This is a genomic window from Streptomyces noursei (assembly GCF_016917755.1).
GTDB lineage: Bacteria > Actinomycetota > Actinomycetes > Streptomycetales > Streptomycetaceae > Streptomyces > Streptomyces yunnanensis.
The window spans coordinates 5,077,011-5,094,367 of sequence record NZ_CP070326.1; the positions used below are offsets into that span (position 1 = coordinate 5,077,011).

General features: G+C 68.4%; 16 protein-coding genes. 7 read left to right on the forward strand and 9 right to left on the reverse strand.

Annotated elements, in window-relative coordinates; translation table 11 throughout:
- Nucleotides 1-96: 96 nt before the first annotated feature.
- Entirely contained in the window at nucleotides 97-1,572 is a 1,476-nt protein-coding gene (locus JNO44_RS22385; protein WP_205365822.1) for a CCA tRNA nucleotidyltransferase, read from the forward strand.
- 156 nt (nucleotides 1,573-1,728) lie between these two features.
- On the opposite strand, the gene JNO44_RS22390 is transcribed toward JNO44_RS22385, so the two are convergent.
- From JNO44_RS22390 to JNO44_RS22405, 4 genes are all read right to left on the reverse strand, one after another.
- Entirely contained in the window at nucleotides 1,729-2,073 is a 345-nt protein-coding gene (locus JNO44_RS22390) for an LppU/SCO3897 family protein (RefSeq protein ID WP_205365823.1), read from the reverse strand.
- Between the two features lie 349 nt (nucleotides 2,074-2,422).
- Entirely contained in the window at nucleotides 2,423-3,700 is a 1,278-nt protein-coding gene (locus tag JNO44_RS22395) for an MFS transporter (RefSeq protein WP_205365824.1), read from the reverse strand.
- A 78-nt stretch (nucleotides 3,701-3,778) separates the two neighbouring features.
- Nucleotides 3,779-4,861, reverse strand: a complete 1,083-nt coding sequence (locus tag JNO44_RS22400; RefSeq protein WP_205365825.1) for an inositol-3-phosphate synthase — start codon at nucleotides 4,859-4,861, stop codon at nucleotides 3,779-3,781.
- A 59-nt stretch (nucleotides 4,862-4,920) separates the two neighbouring features.
- Nucleotides 4,921-5,589, reverse strand: coding sequence for a PadR family transcriptional regulator (locus tag JNO44_RS22405; protein WP_205365826.1), 669 nt, complete (start codon nucleotides 5,587-5,589; stop codon nucleotides 4,921-4,923).
- Nucleotides 5,590-5,950: 361 nt separating this feature from the next.
- Between JNO44_RS22405 and JNO44_RS22410 the strand changes: the two genes are divergently transcribed.
- Together JNO44_RS22410 and JNO44_RS22415 are read left to right on the forward strand one after the other, a co-directional pair.
- Entirely contained in the window at nucleotides 5,951-8,599 is a 2,649-nt protein-coding gene (locus JNO44_RS22410) for a transglycosylase domain-containing protein (protein ID WP_420882668.1), read from the forward strand.
- A 131-nt stretch (nucleotides 8,600-8,730) separates the two neighbouring features.
- A complete protein-coding gene (locus tag JNO44_RS22415; protein ID WP_205365827.1) occupies nucleotides 8,731-10,212 on the forward strand; it encodes a glycosyltransferase family 87 protein in 1,482 nt (493 codons plus the stop codon).
- Between the two features lie 88 nt (nucleotides 10,213-10,300).
- Here JNO44_RS22415 and JNO44_RS22420 read toward each other — a convergent pair whose 3' ends face one another.
- From JNO44_RS22420 to JNO44_RS22430, 3 genes are all read right to left on the reverse strand, one after another.
- A complete protein-coding gene (locus tag JNO44_RS22420) occupies nucleotides 10,301-11,332 on the reverse strand; it encodes an alanine racemase (RefSeq protein WP_205365828.1) in 1,032 nt (343 codons plus the stop codon).
- A 64-nt stretch (nucleotides 11,333-11,396) separates the two neighbouring features.
- The gene (locus JNO44_RS22425; protein WP_039634685.1) at nucleotides 11,397-12,515 is read right to left on the reverse strand and encodes a lipid II:glycine glycyltransferase FemX; all 1,119 of its coding nucleotides are present in this window, start codon (nucleotides 12,513-12,515) and stop codon (nucleotides 11,397-11,399) included.
- A gap of 128 nt (nucleotides 12,516-12,643) precedes the next feature.
- Nucleotides 12,644-12,961, reverse strand: coding sequence for a hypothetical protein (locus JNO44_RS22430; protein WP_067349171.1), 318 nt, complete (start codon nucleotides 12,959-12,961; stop codon nucleotides 12,644-12,646).
- Between the two features lie 229 nt (nucleotides 12,962-13,190).
- Between JNO44_RS22430 and rpsF the strand changes: the two genes are divergently transcribed.
- The 4 genes from rpsF to rplI all read left to right on the forward strand — a co-directional run bounded on the left by rpsF (nucleotide 13,191) and on the right by rplI (nucleotide 14,987).
- Nucleotides 13,191-13,481, forward strand: coding sequence for a 30S ribosomal protein S6 (rpsF, locus tag JNO44_RS22435; RefSeq protein WP_018542659.1), 291 nt, complete (start codon nucleotides 13,191-13,193; stop codon nucleotides 13,479-13,481).
- Between the two features lie 82 nt (nucleotides 13,482-13,563).
- Complete coding sequence (locus JNO44_RS22440) at nucleotides 13,564-14,157, forward strand: single-stranded DNA-binding protein (protein ID WP_205365829.1); 594 nt, start codon at nucleotides 13,564-13,566, stop codon at nucleotides 14,155-14,157.
- A 128-nt stretch (nucleotides 14,158-14,285) separates the two neighbouring features.
- Nucleotides 14,286-14,522: a 30S ribosomal protein S18 gene (rpsR, locus tag JNO44_RS22445; protein WP_003978893.1), complete on the forward strand. Its 237-nt coding sequence runs from the start codon at nucleotides 14,286-14,288 to the stop codon at nucleotides 14,520-14,522.
- Nucleotides 14,523-14,540: 18 nt separating this feature from the next.
- Nucleotides 14,541-14,987: a 50S ribosomal protein L9 gene (rplI, locus tag JNO44_RS22450; protein ID WP_189858611.1), complete on the forward strand. Its 447-nt coding sequence runs from the start codon at nucleotides 14,541-14,543 to the stop codon at nucleotides 14,985-14,987.
- A gap of 85 nt (nucleotides 14,988-15,072) precedes the next feature.
- On the opposite strand, the gene JNO44_RS22455 is transcribed toward rplI, so the two are convergent.
- Together JNO44_RS22455 and JNO44_RS22460 are read right to left on the reverse strand one after the other, a co-directional pair.
- Complete coding sequence (locus tag JNO44_RS22455) at nucleotides 15,073-15,891, reverse strand: trypsin-like serine peptidase (RefSeq protein WP_240167615.1); 819 nt, start codon at nucleotides 15,889-15,891, stop codon at nucleotides 15,073-15,075.
- Between the two features lie 88 nt (nucleotides 15,892-15,979).
- Nucleotides 15,980-17,317, reverse strand: coding sequence for an MATE family efflux transporter (locus JNO44_RS22460; protein ID WP_205365831.1), 1,338 nt, complete (start codon nucleotides 17,315-17,317; stop codon nucleotides 15,980-15,982).
- Nucleotides 17,318-17,357 lie beyond the last annotated feature (40 nt).

Sequence of the window (17,357 nt, forward strand, 5' to 3'; positions counted from 1 at the left end):
TGCGCCACATGATCATTGCGTTGGGGGTCCGTGCACCCTTGTCCCCTTTAATAACGTGACGTCGGGGTGGTGCGCGGCCACGTACCCTTTTCTGTTGTGCCGAACGCCAACAATGACTTCCCCACCCCGCAGCCCGAGCGGACTCCGCAGCCGACGGACGCGCTGAACCACGTCCAGCGCCGTGCCGTGAGCGAGCTGCTACGGGTGTCCCCCGTCGCTGACGACCTGGCCCGTCGCTTCCAGGAGGCCGGGTTCACGCTTGCCCTGGTCGGCGGGTCGGTCCGGGACGCGCTGCTCGGCCGGCTCGGGAACGACCTGGACTTCACCACGGACGCCCGGCCGGAGGACGTGCTGAAGATCGTCCGGCCGTGGGCGGACGCGGTCTGGGAGGTCGGCATCGCCTTCGGCACGGTCGGCTGCAAGAAGGACTCGTTCGACATTGAGATCACGACCTACCGCTCCGAGGCGTACGACCGGACCTCGCGCAAGCCCGAGGTCTCCTACGGCGAATCGATCGAGGACGATCTGATCCGTCGGGACTTCACGGTCAACGCCATGGCGGTGCTGCTGCCGCAGAAGGAGTTCGTCGACCCGCACAACGGTCTGGAGGACCTGGCGGCCCGCGTGCTGCGGACCCCGGGGACGCCTCAGGAGTCGTTCTCCGACGATCCGCTGCGGATGATGCGGGCCGCCCGCTTCGCCGCCCAGCTGGACTTCGAGGTGGCGCCCGAGGTCATCGCGGCGATGAGGGAGATGGCGGAGCGCATCGAGATCGTCTCCGCGGAGCGGGTCCGTGACGAGCTGAACAAGCTGATCCTCGCCCCGAACCCGCGCAAGGGCCTGCGGCTGCTGGTCGAATCCGGGCTCGCCGACCGGGTGCTGCCGGAGCTGCCCGCACTGCGTCTGGAGAGCGATGAGCACCACCGTCACAAGGACGTCTACGAGCACACGCTGACGGTGCTGGAGCAGGCCATCGACCTGGAGGACGAGGGGCCCGACCTGGTGCTCCGGCTGGCGGCGCTGCTGCACGACATCGGCAAGCCCAGGACGCGGCGCTTCGAGAAGGACGGTCGGGTCTCCTTCCACCACCACGAAGTGGTCGGGGCAAAGATGACCAAGAAGCGCATGACCGCCCTGAAGTACTCCAACGACCTGATCAAGGACGTTTCGCACCTGGTGGAGCTGCATCTGCGGTTCCACGGCTACGGCACGGGCGAGTGGACGGACTCCGCGGTTCGCCGCTATGTCCGGGACGCCGGCCCGCAGCTGGAGCGCCTGCACAAGCTGACCCGCTCGGACTGCACCACCCGCAACAAGCGCAAGGCGTCTGCCTTGTCGCGGGCCTATGACGGCCTGGAGGACCGCATCGCGCTGCTTCAGGAGCAGGAGGAGTTGGACGCGATCCGCCCGGACCTGGACGGCAACGCGATCATGGGGATCTTGGGCATCGGGCCCGGCCCGCAGGTCGGCAAGGCGTACAAGCACATGCTGGAGCTGCGGCTGGAGCACGGCCCGATGGAGCATGAGTCCGCGGTGGCTGCCCTCAAGGAGTGGTGGGCTGCTCAGAGTTGAGGCCGCCGAAGCCTGTGCGACCGTGAAACCGGCGATGTTTCACGTGAAACCGGGCTGAGCGCGACGGGGCGGTGTTTCACGTGAAACACGGCGGCACATGACCGGCCGTTTCACGTGAAACACCGCCCCGCGGCGTTCGAGGGTCGGGACCGGGCTCTACTTCAGCGTCTCAAGGCAGAGCACGAACCGGGTGGTGGACCGGCGATGGCGCTGGCTCTCGGCGTAGGCCGTGGTGTTCTTGGGGCAGAGCTCCATGTTCGTGGTGTTGGAGTGGACGGCCGTCACTTTGTACTTGGCCTCTGCCGTACCGCAGTCCACCACCTTGAGATCGGGCTTGATCGCGTTGCCCTCGTTCTTCATGCAGTTGCCGACCTCGGCGTTGTCGGCGTCGCTCCAGCTGCTGACCCAGATCACCCCGATACCGATCAGCGCGACGACCGCGACGATGGCCTTCAGGACGGCCTTGGGCGACCGGGAAGGGCGGCTGGGCTGCGGAGGCACCGGGCCCCCACCCTGCACATAGGGCGGGGTCGGGGTCTGTGGGTAACCCGGCTGCGGCTGCTGCCCGTACGGCGGTTGGGGTTGCTGGGGGTAGGCGTACCCGCCCTGCGGCTGCCCGACCGGGGGCGGACCATACGGAGCCTGGGGCGGCTGAGGGGCCTGCGGATAGAGAGCTTGGCCGTATGGCTGCTGCCCGTATGGGGTCTGGCCGTATGGGTTGTGCCCGTGCGGCGGTGTGGTCATGCGAGTTCCCCCGATAGCGGTGTGTCCGAAACGATGTGTCCGAACGTCTGAATGACGCCCGTAACGTATCCGCTCCGGCGTTGTGCCGCACGGGCGAGGCGGCCGTCTACCGGGAAGCGGCGTGCAACGGACGTCCGAAGCGGAGCAGGGCCACCGCCACCACGGCGTAGAGCGCGGCCACCACGACGATCAGTACCGCGGACCGTCCGTCGGGCGGCAGCATCAGGGCGGCGACCGCGGCGGCGCCCACGAAGGCGACGTTGAACAGCACGTCGTAGATGGCGAAGATGCGGCCGCGGAAGGCGTCGTCGACCGAGGACTGGACCACCGTGTCCGTGGTGATCTTGGTTCCTTGGGTGCCCAGGCCGAGGACGAACGCGGCCACCAGCATCGGTGCCGGGTGGAAGAACAGCCCGAGCGCGGGAGCGAGCACCGCGCCCGCCGCGGCACAACTGGCCATCCAGCCGAAGGCGGTGAGCCGTGCGACGGCCCAGGGAGTGACCACCGCGGCGGCAAAGAAGCCGGCTCCTGACACGGCGACGGTTATCCCGAGCAGGGCCAGGCCCTGGGACGTGCTGCTGGACCAGGCGTACCGGCACAGCATCAGCACCATGACCGTCAGCGCGCCGTAGCAGAAGCGCACCAGCGTCATCACGGCGAGCGCGCCGGCCGGGGTGGGACGCGCGGCGAGATGGCGCAACCCCTCCACCAGTCCCCGCACGGTGCTCAACACGGCTTCTTTCACGTGGGGTTGGAGGACCGAGGTGTCCGGTCCGAGCAGCTGCGGTGCCATCCGCAGTGCGGTGAGGGCGGAGCAGAGGTACAGCAGCGCGGCCAGTATCACCACGTACGTGTCCACGTTCGCGCCGGCCAGCCGGATGCCGAAGGCGAGTCCGCCGCCGGCGGTCATCGCGATCGTCCCGGCCGTGGGAGCAAGGGAGTTGGCCATCACCAGCTGCTGTCCGCCGTCGACCACGCGCGGCAGCGCGGCGGAAAGGCCCGCCAGGACGAAGCGGTTCACGGCGGTCACGAGCAGTGCGGAGACGTAGAAGAGCCAATCCGGGACCTGTGCCGCGATCAGCACCGCGGTGATCACCCCGAGCAGGGTGCGCAGCAGATTGCCGTACAGCAGGACCTGCCGCCGGCGCCAGCGGTCCAGCAGGACACCGGTGAACGGCCCGAGGAGGGAGTACGGCAGCAGCAGGATCGCCATGGCGGAGGCGATCGCCTCGGGGGACGCCTGTTTCTCGGGCGAGAAGATGACGAAGGTGGCGAGTGCTGCCTGGAACACGCCGTCGGCGGCCTGGGAGAGGAGCCGTGCGGCCAGGAGCGAGCGGAAGTCGCGTAGCCGGAGTAATACGCGGAGATCGCGCACAGCATGCATGAGGCACAGCCTCACACAGCCCGCCGGCCTCCGGGAGGAATACCCGGAGGCCGGCGGAGGGAGGGTGCGGGGAGCGTGTTAGCGCTCGACCTCGCCGCGGATGAACTTCTCGACGTTCTCCCGCGCCTCGTCGTCGAAGTACTGGACCGGCGGGGACTTCATGAAGTACGAGGACGCCGACAGGATCGGGCCGCCGATGCCGCGGTCCTTGGCGATCTTGGCGGCGCGCAGCGCGTCGATGATGACGCCCGCGGAGTTCGGGGAGTCCCAGACCTCGAGCTTGTACTCCAGGTTCAGCGGGACGTCGCCGAAGGCGCGGCCTTCGAGGCGGACGTAGGCCCACTTGCGGTCGTCCAGCCAGGCCACGTAGTCGGACGGGCCGATGTGGACGTTCTTCTCGCCCAGCTCGCGGTCGGGGATCTGGGAGGTGACGGCCTGCGTCTTGGAGATCTTCTTGGACTCCAGGCGCTCGCGTTCGAGCATGTTCTTGAAGTCCATGTTGCCGCCGACGTTCAGCTGCATCGTGCGGTCGAGGATGACGCCGCGGTCCTCGAAGAGCTTGGCCATCACACGGTGCGTGATGGTGGCGCCGACCTGCGACTTGATGTCGTCACCGACGATCGGCACGCCGGCCTCGGTGAACTTGTCCGCCCACTCCTTGGTGCCGGCGATGAAGACCGGGAGGGCGTTGACGAACGCGACCTTGGCGTCGATGGCGCACTGGGCGTAGTACTTCGCCGCGTCTTCGGAGCCGACGGGGAGGTAGCAGACCAGGACGTCGACCTGCTTGTCCTTCAGGATCTGGACGACGTCGACCGGGGCCTCCGAGGACTCCTCGATCGTTTCCCGGTAGTACTTGCCCAGCCCGTCGAGGGTGTGGCCACGCTGGACCTGGACACCGGTGTTCGGCACGTCGCAGATCTTGATGGTGTTGTTCTCGCTGGCGCCGATGGCGTCCGCGAGGTCCAGGCCGACCTTCTTGGCGTCGATGTCGAAGGCGGCCACGAACTCCACGTCACGGACGTGGTAGTCGCCGAACTGCACGTGCATGAGGCCGGGCACGCGGCTGTCCGGGTTGGCGTCCTTGTAATACTCGACGCCCTGTACCAGCGAGGCGGCGCAGTTGCCCACGCCGACAATGGCTACGCGAACCGAACCCATTCCGGTTGCTCCCTGTGATCTCGATGAGGGCCTGCACGGCAGGGCCTCATGTGGTGGTGTCATTCGGACGGATCCAGCCGGGAACCGCCCCGGTGCCGGGGCGGGCCGCCCGTGTCTCCTGACTGGTTGTGCTCGTCCTGCGCTGCAGCTTCCGGTGCGCGCTGATCGCGCCCGGCGCGCTCACTCTCGATGAGCTCGTTCAGCCAACGGACTTCGCGCTCCACGGACTCCATGCCGTGCCGCTGCAGTTCGAGGGTGTAGTCGTCCAGCCGCTCGCGGGTCCTGGTCAGGGAGGTGCGCATTTTTTCCAGGCGCTCCTCCAGCCGACTGCGGCGGCCTTCCAGCACGCGCATCCGCACGTCCCGCGACGTCTGGCCGAAGAACGCGAAGCGGACACCGAAGTGTTCGTCCTCCCAGGCATCGGGACCGGAGTGGCTGAGCAGTTCTTCGAAGTGCTCTTTGCCCGCCGGGGTCAGCCGGTAGACGATCTTGGCTCGGCGCCCGGTCAGTGCCGTGGCGGGAACATCCTCCGGGCCGCCGCTCGTTTCCTCCACCAACCAGCCGTTGGCGACCAGCGCCTTGAGGCAGGGATAGAGGGTGCCGTAGCTGAACGCGCGGAAGACCCCGAGCGAGGTGTTGAGCCGCTTCCGCAACTCGTAACCGTGCATCGGGGATTCCCGGAGGAGACCGAGGACGGCGAATTCGAGGATCCCCGAACGCCTGCTCATCCTCCGCCTCCTAGGTCCTGTGCGGTCTTTATCTCGTGCTGATGTATCGACTCGATACATCCAGACGATAGAACGGGGCCCTGGGTGGGACAAGTAGTCGGACGGTGAACGGCGTCACATCACTTATTCGTGCGATCCAACCTGACTGATTTGGAGTGAATTTCAACACTGGGCAGGTTTTGGCCGTGCGTAGTCTGTGCGGCATGCAGACTGCCGGGAACCGTGGGCCTATACGTGACGTCCCTGACCTCGGTGTAATGCGGCCCGCGCGTCAGGAGCGGGTCGTGCATCGGGGGTACCTGAAGAGAACTGCCGCCTTCAGGCGACGAGAGAGCGCGCCTGCCCGAGGAGTATTCGTTCCATGAGCGAGCACCGTCGCAAACCACCCCAGCCGCAAGGTGGCGGGCGTGCCGCTGCCAGACGCGCCGGAGCGCCTTCCGGACGTCGCGCTGCCCCTTCGCCGGGTGTTGGTGCCACGCCCCCGCCGCCGCAGCCGCGGCCGGGCGGGCGTGCCGAGGCCCGTCGGGCTGCCCAACGAGGCAGTCGTCGGCGGGCTCCCGATGCTGCGGAGATGGCTTCCGGCGGCGGCGTCGGCCATGGCGGCGGGGGTCGCCGTGGCGGCGGCGGAGGTGGTGGAGAAGGGGGCCGGGGCCGCGGTCGTGGCGGTGGCAATCCGCCCAAGAAGCGCTTCATCGACTACCCGCGCTCCAACCGCACCGGCTGGCGGCGGTGGATGCCGTCCTGGAAACAGGTGGCCAGCATGTGCGTCGCGGTCGCCGGTCTGGTCGTCGGCGTGGCCGGCGTCGGTCTCGCGTTGGTGCAGGTGCCCGACGTGAACAAGGCCGCCATGTCGCAGAACAACGTCTACCTCTGGGCCGATGGCAAGGTCATGGCCCGTGACGGCGAGACCAACCGCCAGGTGGTCGGTATCAGCGAAATCCCGGTGTCCATGCAGGAAGCGGTGATTTCGGCAGAGAACGCGTCTTTCCGGCAGGACCACGGTGTCGACCCCATGGGCATCCTCCGGGCCCTGGTCAACATGGCCCGGGGCGGTGACACCCAGGGTGGCTCGACCATCACTCAGCAGTACGTCAAGAACGCCATGCTGAGCCAGGAACAGACCATCACCCGGAAGTTCAAGGAACTCTTCATCTCGATCAAGGTCGGCTGGAAGCAGACGAAGCCCGAGATCCTCGCGGGCTACCTGAACACCAGCTACTTCGGTCGTGGCGCCTACGGGATCCAGGCAGCGGCCCAGGCGTACTACGGCAAGGACGCCCCGAAGTTGAACGCGAGCGAGTCGGCCTTCCTGGCCGCCACGCTCAAGGGCGCGAACCTCTACGACCCGGCAGGCGGTATAGGGGGTAACGCCACCCCGGCCCTGAACACCGCACGCGCCAAGGAGCGTTGGTCGTGGATCCTCGACCGCATGGTGGAGAACCACCATCTGCCGGCGGCGGAGGCAGCCAAGTGGAAGGCCAAGGGCTTCCCGATGCCGCAGAAGCCCAAGGCGGGGGCCAGTAAGGGCGGCCAGATCGGCTATCTGATCGATGTCGCCAAGAAGTACGTCCTCAAGCACCGCCCGGACATCAGCGAGGCGCGCTTCGACAAGGGCGGCTACACGATCCAGACGACCTTCGACGAGAAGAAGACCAAGGAACTCGCCGCCGCGGTCAAGCAGGTCAACGACCGCTACATCAACCCGAAGTTGCGTCCCGAAAAGGACAAGTACGTCCAGTTCGGCGGTGCTTCGGTGGTGCCCGGAGACGGCAAGATCGTGGCTCTGTACGGCGGTGACGGATACGACCAGGGGCACTTCAGCAACAACGCCGACACCTACGGCGTGCCGGTCGGCTCGACCTGGAAGCCGTTCGTCCTCGCCGCTGCGATGAAGTACGGGAAGGTCGGCGACGGTCAGGCGCTCTCGCCGGACAGCAAGTACAACGGCGACGACCACCTCAAGGTGAGGAAGCCGGACGGTACCTATGTCCTCAAGAAGGACAACACGCCCTTCTACCAGGTGAACGAGAGCGATCATCCCTGGGGCTACATCACCTTGCGGAAGGCGATGGAGCAGTCGGTCAACACCCCGTTCGTCCAGCTCGGCATGGACGTCGGGATGGCCAAGGTGCGGGACATGGCGCAGACCGCGGGCATCGCGCCGAGCAGCTTCGACAGGAACCTCAACCCGTCCTTCGCGCTGGGCACGTCCACGCCGAGCGCGATCCGGATGGCCGACGCCTACGCCACCTTCGCCGCCTCCGGCATGCAGGCGGAGCCCTACTCGGTGATCAAGGTGACCTCCGAGGGCAAGGAGCTGGATGGCTTCGACAAGCCCTCGGCGCGCTCGGCGATCGATCCGAACATCGCCAACAACGTCACCGACGTGTTGGAGAACGTGATCCAGAACGGTACGGGCAAGGCGGCCAAGAAGCTGGGGAAGCCGGCGGCGGGCAAGACGGGTACCACGGACGAGAACAAGTCGGCCTGGTTCGTCGGCTACACCAAGCAGCTGTCGACGGCCATCACCATGTTCCGTGAGGACGCCCAGAACCCGCGCCAGCTGTCCATGAACGGCGTCGGTGGTTTCGACTCGATCCACGGTGGTGCGCTGCCGACCGAGGTGTGGACGCAGTACATGTTGCAGGCGATGGACGGTCTTCCCTCGACGGACTTCCCCGCGGCCCAGCCGATCGGGCAGGTCATCAACGAGACCGGTATGCCGTCGCCCACGCCGACGCCCACCCCGACCTTGGCGCCGCCGACCCCGTCGAGTACGCCCAGCACCTCGGCCTCCCCGACGCAGACCCCGACTGCGACTCCGACCGAGACCTGCACTCCCTGGGACGTCCGCTGCAAGAACCACGGCGGGCACAACGGTGGGGGCACCGGCGGTGGCCCCGGCGGACCCGGTGGTGACACCGGCGGGACGCCGCCGACCTCGCCCGACCCGACCAGTGGTGGGAGCACTGGCGGAGGAGGCATCTTCGGCGGGCCCACAGGCGGCTGATATCCGCTGAGCGTTTCACGTGAAACGACCGCCGTTTCACGTGAAACACGGCTCCACGAAGCCCCCGACCCGGTGCGACCGGGCGGGGGCTTCGTCGCGTTCGTCCCCGTCGCGTACGGCAGGATGGGGCCATGACGAGCCTGCGACAGGACGAGCCCGTGCGGCCGACGAGACGGGATGAGGTGGCCGCGGCCGGCAGCGAGCTGATCGGCGGGCCGATCGGCCGGCGCGCGCTGCTCGGGACGTACTGGCTGACGCCGGTGCGGGTCGTCGCGCTCGTCGCCATCGGCATGTTCGCGCTCGGCATGGTGCAGAAGCTGCCCTGCTACAACGGGGGGTGGTTCTTCGGCGCCACCAGCCAGTACATCCATGCCTGCTACTCGGACATTCCCCACCTCTACGCGGGCCGGGGCTTCGCCGACGGGCTGATTCCGTACTTCGACAAGCTCCCTGGCGATATGCAGTACCTGGAGTACCCGGTGCTGACCGGGCTCTTCATGGAGATCGCCTCCTGGGTGACCCCGCACGGCGGGGCGATCCAGGACCGGGAGCAGATCTACTGGCTGGTCAACGCCGGCATGCTGATGGTCTGCGCGGCCGTCATCGCGGTGTGCGTGGCCCGTACCCACCGCCGGCGCCCCTGGGACGGGCTGCTCGTGGCCCTGGCACCGGCCTTCGCCCTGACCGCGACCATCAACTGGGACCTGCTGGCCGTCGCGCTGACGGCCGCCGGGATGCTGCTGTGGTCTCGCAGCCGACCGCTGGCGGCCGGCGTCCTGATCGGGCTGGCGACCGCGGCGAAGCTGTATCCGGTGCTGTTGCTGGGCCCGTTGCTGGTGCTGTGCTGGCGTGCGGGCACGTGGCGCGCGTACGGGCGGGCCGTCCTCGGCGCGGTGGTGTCCTGGCTGGCGGTGAACCTTCCGGTGATGCTCGTCCACGACGGGGCCGGGTTCCACATCCGGGAGGGCTGGGCGAAGTTCTACACCTTCAGCCAGGAGCGGCCCATCGACTTCGGCTCGATCTGGCTGCTGATCTCGCAACGCACCGGCAACCCGTTGGAGAACGCCAACCTCTACGCGTCGCTGCTGATGATCCTGGGCTGTGGCGGTCTCGCGCTGCTGACGCTCTACGCACCGCGCCGGCCCCGCTTCGCGCAACTTGCCTTCCTCGTCGTGGCGCTGTTCATCCTCACCAACAAGGTCTACTCGCCGCAGTACGTCCTGTGGCTGGTCCCGCTGGCGGCGTTGGCCCGCCCGCGCTGGCGGGACTTCTTGATCTGGCAGGCGTGCGAGGTCATGTACTTCCTGGGGATCTGGATGTACCTGGCCTACACCGGCAACGGCGACAAGCATCAGGGGCTTCCGCCCGAGGGCTATCAACTGGCTATCGCGCTGCACCTGCTCGGCACGCTCTACCTGTGCGCCGTGGTCGTCCGGGACATCCTGCTGCCGGAGCGCGACGTGGTCCGCAGGGACGGCGACGACGACCCGTCGGGGGGCGTTCTGGACCGGAGGCCCGACGTGTTCGTGCTCGGGCAGGCGCACCGCGCGCCGCGGCACGCGGTGCACTTCGAGGGTGCGCCACGGGTGAGCTGGGGCGCCGTACGGGACTGAGCGGGACGGCACAAGCGTCAGGGCCCGGTGCAGCGGAACGTTCCGCCGCACCGGGCCCTGGACGTCGGTGGGCGCCGGGCCGGTCGGCTCAGCGGTCCACGACGCGGTCGTACTGCGTGGTGGTGTGCCGCAGATGGGCCACCAGCTCCTCGCCCACCTTGGGCTCGGGGGCGTCCCCCGGGACGAACAGGATCGACACCTGCATGTGCGGGGGCTCGGCGAACCAGCGCTGCTTGCCGGCCCAGACGTACGGTGCGAGGTTGCGGTTGACGGTCGCCAGGCCGGCACGGGCCACGCCCTTGGCGCGCGGCATCACGCCGTGCAGCGCCTTGGGCGACTCCAGGCCGACGCCGTGCGAGGTACCACCGGCCACCACGACGAGGTAGCCGTCGGCGGTCGCCTTCTGCTGGCGGTAGCCGAACCGCTCGCCCTTGGCGACGCGGGTGACGTCGAGCACCGAGCCGCGGTACTCGGTGGCCTCGTGGTCGCCGAGCCACAGCCGCGTGCCGATCCGCGCGCGGAAGCGGGTCTGCGGGAACTGCTGCTGGAGGCGGGCGAACTCGTCGGGCTTGAGGTGGCTGACGAACATGCTGTGGAGCGGCAGGCGGTTGGCGCGCAGCTGGTCCATCCACCCGATGACCTCGTCGACCGAGTCGGAGCCGTCGGTGCGGTCCAGCGGGAGGTGGATCGCGAATCCCTCCAGCCGGACGTCCTCGATGGCCGCGGCAAGCTTCGGCAGGTCCTCCGGCTTGACGCCGTGCCGCTTCATGCTGCTCATGACCTCGATGACGACCCGGGCGCCGACCAGCCCGCCCACGCCTTCGACCGAGGAGACCGAGCGGATCGCCCGGTCGGGCAGCGGCACCGGCTCCTCGCCGTGCCGGAACGGGGTCAGGACCAGCAGATCACCGCTGAAGAAGTCCTTGATCTGGGCTGCTTCGTAGGTCGTGCCGACCGCGAGGATGTCGGAGCCGAGCCGGGTGGCCTCCTCGGCGAGGCGCTCGTGGCCGAAGCCGTAGCCGTTGCCTTTGCAGACCGGGACCAGCCCGGGGAACTGCTGGAGAACGCTCTGTTGATGCGCCCGCCAGCGTGCGGTGTCGACGTAGAGGGTGAGCGCCATGGCCGGCCCGGAACCTTTCTCGTGGCAAGGGTGTGTCAGGAGTGCGGACGGTGCGGTGAAGCGGTCAGCGACGCGACATGTAGATGTCGAGCGCCTTGTGCAGGAGCTTGTTGAGTGGGAAGTCCCACTCACCGAGGTACTCCGCCGCCTGCCCGCCGGTGCCGACCTTGAACTGGATCAGACCGAAGAGGTGGTCGTTCTCGTCCAGCGAGTCGCTGATGCCGCGGAGGTCGTAGACGGAGGCGCCGGCCGCGTAGGAGTCCTGCAGCATGCGCCACTGCATCGCGTTGGAGGGCCGGACCTCGCGGCCGATGTTGTCCGAGGCGCCGTACGAGTACCAGACGTGCCCGCCGACGATGAGCATGGTCGCGGCGGAGAGGTTCACCCCGTTGTGGCGGGCGAAGTAGAGCCGCATGCGGTCGGGGTCCTCGGTGTTGAGGGCGGACCACATGCGCTGGAAGTAGCTGAGCGGACGCGGCCGGAACTGGTCGCGCTTCGCGGTGATCTCGTAGAGCCGCTGCCATTCGGCCAGGTCCTCGTAGCCGCCCTGGACGACCTCGACGCCGGCCTTCTCGGCCTTCTTGATGTTGCGGCGCCACAGCTGGTTGAAGCCCTTGTGGATCTCCTCCAGCGGGCGGTCGGCCAGCGGCACCTGGAAGACGTAGCGGGGCTGCACATCGCCGAAGCCGGCACCGCCGTCCTCGCCCTGCTGCCAGCCCATGCGGCGCAGGCGGTCGGCGACCTCGAAGGCACGCGGTTCGATGTGGCTGGCCTCGACGTCCCGCAGCCGCTTGACGTCGGGGTTCTGGATGCCGGCCTTGATCGCGGTGGAGTCCCAGCGGCGGATGATGACCGGCGGGCCCATCTTCACGGAGAAGGCGCCCTGCTGCTTGAGGTGGGCGAGCATCGGCCGCAGCCATTCCTCAAGATTCGGCGCGAACCAGTTGATGACCGGGCCCTCGGGGAGGTAGGCCAGGTATCGCTTGATCTTGGGCAGCTGGCGGTACAGGACCAGCCCGGCGCCGACCAGCTCGCCGGACGCGTCGAACCAGCCCAGGCTCTCGGACCGCCACTCGGCCTTCACGTCCGCCCAGGCCGGGACCTGCATGTGGCTCGCCGCGGGCAGGCTCTGGATGTATGCCAGATGCTGCTCTCGGCTGATGGTCCTCAGGGTCAGGCTCATGCGGGGCGCTCCTCGGCTGGTGTGTCCCCTTGGTCGGGGCTCCGGCTCTCGCGCCGAAGCCTACTGTGACCGGGGAGCGCCCCGTCTGGGCCGTACGGGACCGGGCCCCGTATGCCGTGGCGTGCGGGTTAGCCGAGGACGCCGCCGAAGAGCCCGCCGTGCGCCAGGCCGATGTAGAAGCCGACGCCCGACGCGCCGAGCCCGATGATCAACAGGAAGCGTTCCGCCGTCGTCGAGGAGATGTACTGGCCCCACAGGCCCGTGCCGATGCCGATCAGGCCCACCCATGAGCTGACCAGGTGCAGGCCGGGGGAGAGCGCGGTGAGGGCGGCAATCGCGCCGAACACCAAGGTCACGACCGCGAGGGTGTTCTCTACGGGATGGGGTTGGCCGTCGCTGTTGAGAATCGCGAGCAGATTCCGTTGGGTCCGTGCTGCCTGTGCCATGCGGCACCTCCACTGACAGGGCGGCGCACTGTAACGCCGCTCACACCCGTTGTGTTCCAGATTGGGGGGTCTGGTGGGCGGATTTCAACCGGAAGCGCGGAGGCAGGTACTCTGTACGGTCTGCGCCCATGTCTGCCCGGACGATCCGGCGGGCCGGGCGCGGAACGCATCACGACCCTCCTGCCACGGAACGACCGTGGCCGCTGAGTCCAAAGGAGGTGGGTTCACCATGCGTCACTACGAGGTGATGGTCATCCTCGACCCCGATCTGGAGGAGCGCGCTGTCGCCCCCCTGATCGAGAACTTCCTCTCCGTCGTCCGTGAGGGCAACGGAAAGGTGGAGAAGGTCGACACCTGGGGCCGTCGTCGTCTCTCGTACGAGATCAACAAGAAGCCCGAGGGCATCTACTCCGTCATCGACCTGCAGGCCGAGCCTGCGGTCGTCAAGGAGCTCGACCGTCAGATGAACCTGAACGAGTCGGTTCTTCGGACCAAGGTCCTCCGTCCCGAGACCCACTGAGCGCGTACGCGTCCAGCGGTAACCGGGTTCGAGTAGCAGCAACACCAGCAGCCAGCAGCACACCCGCCGAGAGGTTCCCCTAATGGCAGGCGAGACCGTCATCACGGTTGTCGGCAATCTTGTCGACGACCCCGAGCTGCGCTTCACCCCGTCCGGTGCGGCGGTCGCGAAGTTCCGCGTCGCGTCCACTCCCCGCACCTTCGACCGTCAGACCAATGAGTGGAAGGACGGCGAGAGCCTGTTCCTGACCTGCTCGGTGTGGCGTCAGGCGGCGGAGAACGTCGCCGAGTCCCTTACGCGGGGTACCCGCGTGATCGTCCAGGGCCGTCTCAAGCAGCGGTCCTACGAGGATCGCGAGGGCGTGAAGCGCACGGTGTACGAGCTCGACGTCGAGGAAGTGGGCGCGAGCCTGCGGAACGCCACGGCGAAGGTCACCAAGACCGGCGGTCGCGGTGGCCAGGGCGGTGGCGGCTTCGGCGGCGGTCAGGGCGGCGGCCAGCAGGGCGGCGGCTGGGGCGGTGGCCCCGGCGGCGGTCAGCAGGGTGGCGGCGCTCCGGCCGACGACCCGTGGGCGACCGGCGGTCCTTCCGGCGGTGGCCAGGGTGGCGGCGGCGGTGGCTGGGGCGGCGGCTCCGGCGGCTCCGGCGGCGGCTACTCGGACGAGCCGCCCTTCTAGGTCCGGGCGACGGGCTCTTCCACCGATGTTTCACGTGAAACGGCACGTTTCACGTGAAACGAGGTCGGAGAGTCGCCTGGGGCCTGAGGGCGTCAGCACATACTTCTTGAACTCACTGGAGAGAGACAATGGCGAAGCCGCCTGCTCGCAAGCCTAAGAAGAAGGTTTGCGTGTTCTGCAAGGAGAAGATCTCCTACGTCGACTACAAGGACACGAACCTGCTGCGGAAGTTCATCTCCGACCGCGGCAAGATCCGTGCCCGTCGTGTCACCGGCAACTGCACTCAGCACCAGCGTGACGTCGCCACGGCCGTGAAGAACAGCCGTGAGATGGCGCTGCTGCCCTACACGTCCACCGCGCGATAAGGGAAGGGTGACCGACAAATGAAGATCATCCTCACCCACGAGGTCTCCGGCCTCGGCACCGCCGGCGACGTCGTTGACGTCAAGGACGGGTACGCCCGCAACTACCTGGTCCCGCGCGGTTTCGCGATCCGCTGGACCAAGGGTGGCGAGAAGGACGTCGAGCAGATCCGTCGCGGTCGCAAGATCCGCGAGATCGCCACGATCGAGCAGGCCAACGAGGTCAAGGCTCGGCTCGAGGGCGTCAACGTGAAGCTGGCCGTTCGTGCCGGCGACGCGGGCCGTCTGTTCGGTTCCGTCACCCCGGCCGACGTCGCCTCGGCGATCAAGGCCGCTGGTGGTCCGGACGTCGACAAGCGCCGCGTTGAGCTCGGTACGCCGATCAAGACCCTGGGCGCGCACCAGGTCTCGGTGCGTCTGCACGCCGAGGTCGTTGCGAAGCTCGGCGTCGAGGTCATCGCCGCCTGAGCGTAGCTCGCAGCTGAACGCCGAAGGGCCGTACTCCCTCGTGGGGTACGGCCCTTCGCGTTGGGTGGGTGGTCAGGTGCGCGGGTCAGTCCTCGTCCTGGGCGCGCTTGTAGAGATTGGCGATGTCCTCGTCGAAGTAGGCGGCGTAGGAGACGTCGTCCTCGTCGCCGCCGCCCTCGTGGCCGCCGAGGACGCCGATGACCGTGCCAGTGTGGCTCTTGGGGTCGTAGTCGGCCAGCCAGGGGCTGCCGCTGGTACCGCCCTCGAAGTCGGTGCACTGGATGCGCATCTGGGTGTCGCTGAACTTCGTGCTGCGGTTCTGGCAGGAGATCGGGGTGTCCCGGCTGGTGGGATAGCCGGTGATCTTGACTTCGTTGTCGAAGCCGCGGTCGATGCCGAGGGTGTTGCCGCCGAGGATGTCCTGGATCTCCTTGCCGTCCTTGGAGCCGAGGGCGAGGAAGGCGACGTCGAGGTCCTCGTCCTGAGACTTGGCCCAGCGGTCGTCGACCACGACCTTGTTGACCTTCCACAGGCCGGTGGGTTCGTCGCCGTTGCGGTAGTCGGGGGCGAAGACCAAGTCGTCCACCGGCTTGCCGGTGTCCGGGTCGAAGGCGCAGTGGGCCGCGGTGATCAGCATGTTCCGGCTCGGGCTCTGCACCACGCTGGCGGTGCAGAAGTGGGCGCCGTGGTCGTCCTTCTCGAAGACGGTGCCGATCCGGGCGTTCTCCTCGGTCCTGCGCGGGGTGTAGGCGTTGCCGTCCTGAGGCACGGCGGTGGCCGAGGGCTCCTGGTCCTGGGGGGCGTGGCCGGACTCGCCGGACTTGCCGTAGCCGGTGTGGCCGCCGGTGGTTCTGCTCGGGTGAGTTTCCTCCGCTGCGTAGCCCACCACTGCGGCTGCCCCCACGATGACGAGCGTCAGGGGCAGGATCGATTTCCTGGCAAGCGAGCGCACAAGGTCATTATCTGCACGGGGACAGGGTTCGGTGGGTGCTTCAGCGGGAGGCTCCGGTCACAATCCACCGTCCGGAGCGAGCGCGCAGCCAGAGCGTCAGCATCCGCACGGTCATCATCAGCGCCATCGCCCACCACAGTGCGACCAGACCGCCGCCCAGCGCCGGTACGGCGAGGGCCGCGGGGGCGAACACGGCCAGGGTCACCACCATGGCCCCGGCGAGGTACGGCCCGTCCCCCGCGCCCATGAGGACCCCGTCGAGGATGAAGACGATGCCGGCGACCGGCTGGGTGACCGCGACGACCAGAAGGGTGAGGAGCAGCGGGTGCCGGACGTCGGGATCGGTGGTGAAGAGGGGGATGAACAGTGGCCGGGCGAGCACCACCAGCGCGCCGAGGACGATGCCGGAGACGATGCCCCACTGGACCATCCGGCGACAGGCGGCGCGAGCGCCGTCCCGGTCCCCGGCGCCGAGGTAGCGCCCGATGATGGCCTGGCCGGCGATGGCGATGGCGTCCAGCGCGAAGGACAGGAGCTGCCACAGGGACAGGACGATCTGGTGGGCGGCGACCTCGGCGTCCCCGAGCCGGGCGGCTACCGCGGTGGCGATCATCAGCACCGCACGCAGCGAGAGCGTACGGATCAGCAGGGGGACGCCGGCCTGGGCGCAGGCGCGGATCCCGGCGGCGTCCGGGCGGAGCGAGGCGCCGTGGCGACGGGCGCCGCGGATCACCACGGTGAGGTAGACGGCGGCCATGCCGCACTGGGCGATGACGGTGCCCCAGGCGGAGCCGGCGATGCCGAGTCCGGCGAGGTAGACCAGTCCGGCGTTGAGGGCGGCGTTGGCGGTGAAGCCGCCGATAGCGACGTACAGCGGGGTTCTGGTGTCCTGGAGGCCGCGGAGCACTCCGGTGGAGGCGAGGACGACCAGCATCGCGGGGATGCCGAGCGCGCTGATCCGCAGGTAGGTCGTGGCGTACGGGGCGGCGGCCGGGGAGGCGCCGAAGACGTCGACGAGCCAGGGGGCGGCGGGCAGGACGACGACGATGACGGCTGCGCCGAGCAGCAGGGCGAGCCAGATGCCGTCCATGCCCTGACGTATCGCCGCGGGGAGGTCGCCGGCGCCGACCCGGCGGGCGACCGCGGCGGTGGTGGCGTAGGCGAGGAAGACGAAGACGGAGACGGCGGTTGTGAGGAGGGCGGCGGCGACGCCGAGACCGGCGAGCTGGCGGGTGCCGAGGTGGCCGATGACGGCGCTGTCGACCATGACGAAGAGCGGCTCCGCGACGAGGGAACCGAAGGCGGGCAGGGCTAGCGCGACGATCTCGCGGTCATGGCGGCGGAGAGCGCGCCGTGGCGTCGCGGGGGCCGATGTCATGAGGGGCAATCTAATCGTCCACAGGTAATAGATGCAACTG

Coding starts and splice junctions, on each gene's coding strand:
- JNO44_RS22395 (WP_205365824.1), bottom strand. CDS start 3,700: ATGCATGCTGTGCGCGATCTCCGCGTATTACTCCGGCTACGCGACTTC.
- JNO44_RS22400 (WP_205365825.1), bottom strand. CDS start 4,861: ATGGGTTCGGTTCGCGTAGCCATTGTCGGCGTGGGCAACTGCGCCGCC.
- JNO44_RS22405 (WP_205365826.1), bottom strand. CDS start 5,589: ATGAGCAGGCGTTCGGGGATCCTCGAATTCGCCGTCCTCGGTCTCCTC.
- JNO44_RS22410 (WP_420882668.1), top strand. CDS start 5,951: ATGAGCGAGCACCGTCGCAAACCACCCCAGCCGCAAGGTGGCGGGCGT.
- JNO44_RS22415 (WP_205365827.1), top strand. CDS start 8,731: ATGACGAGCCTGCGACAGGACGAGCCCGTGCGGCCGACGAGACGGGAT.
- JNO44_RS22420 (WP_205365828.1), bottom strand. CDS start 11,332: ATGGCGCTCACCCTCTACGTCGACACCGCACGCTGGCGGGCGCATCAA.
- JNO44_RS22425 (WP_039634685.1), bottom strand. CDS start 12,515: ATGAGCCTGACCCTGAGGACCATCAGCCGAGAGCAGCATCTGGCATAC.
- JNO44_RS22430 (WP_067349171.1), bottom strand. CDS start 12,961: ATGGCACAGGCAGCACGGACCCAACGGAATCTGCTCGCGATTCTCAAC.
- rpsF (WP_018542659.1), top strand. CDS start 13,191: ATGCGTCACTACGAGGTGATGGTCATCCTCGACCCCGATCTGGAGGAG.
- JNO44_RS22440 (WP_205365829.1), top strand. CDS start 13,564: ATGGCAGGCGAGACCGTCATCACGGTTGTCGGCAATCTTGTCGACGAC.
- rpsR (WP_003978893.1), top strand. CDS start 14,286: ATGGCGAAGCCGCCTGCTCGCAAGCCTAAGAAGAAGGTTTGCGTGTTC.
- rplI (WP_189858611.1), top strand. CDS start 14,541: ATGAAGATCATCCTCACCCACGAGGTCTCCGGCCTCGGCACCGCCGGC.
- JNO44_RS22460 (WP_205365831.1), bottom strand. CDS start 17,317: ATGACATCGGCCCCCGCGACGCCACGGCGCGCTCTCCGCCGCCATGAC.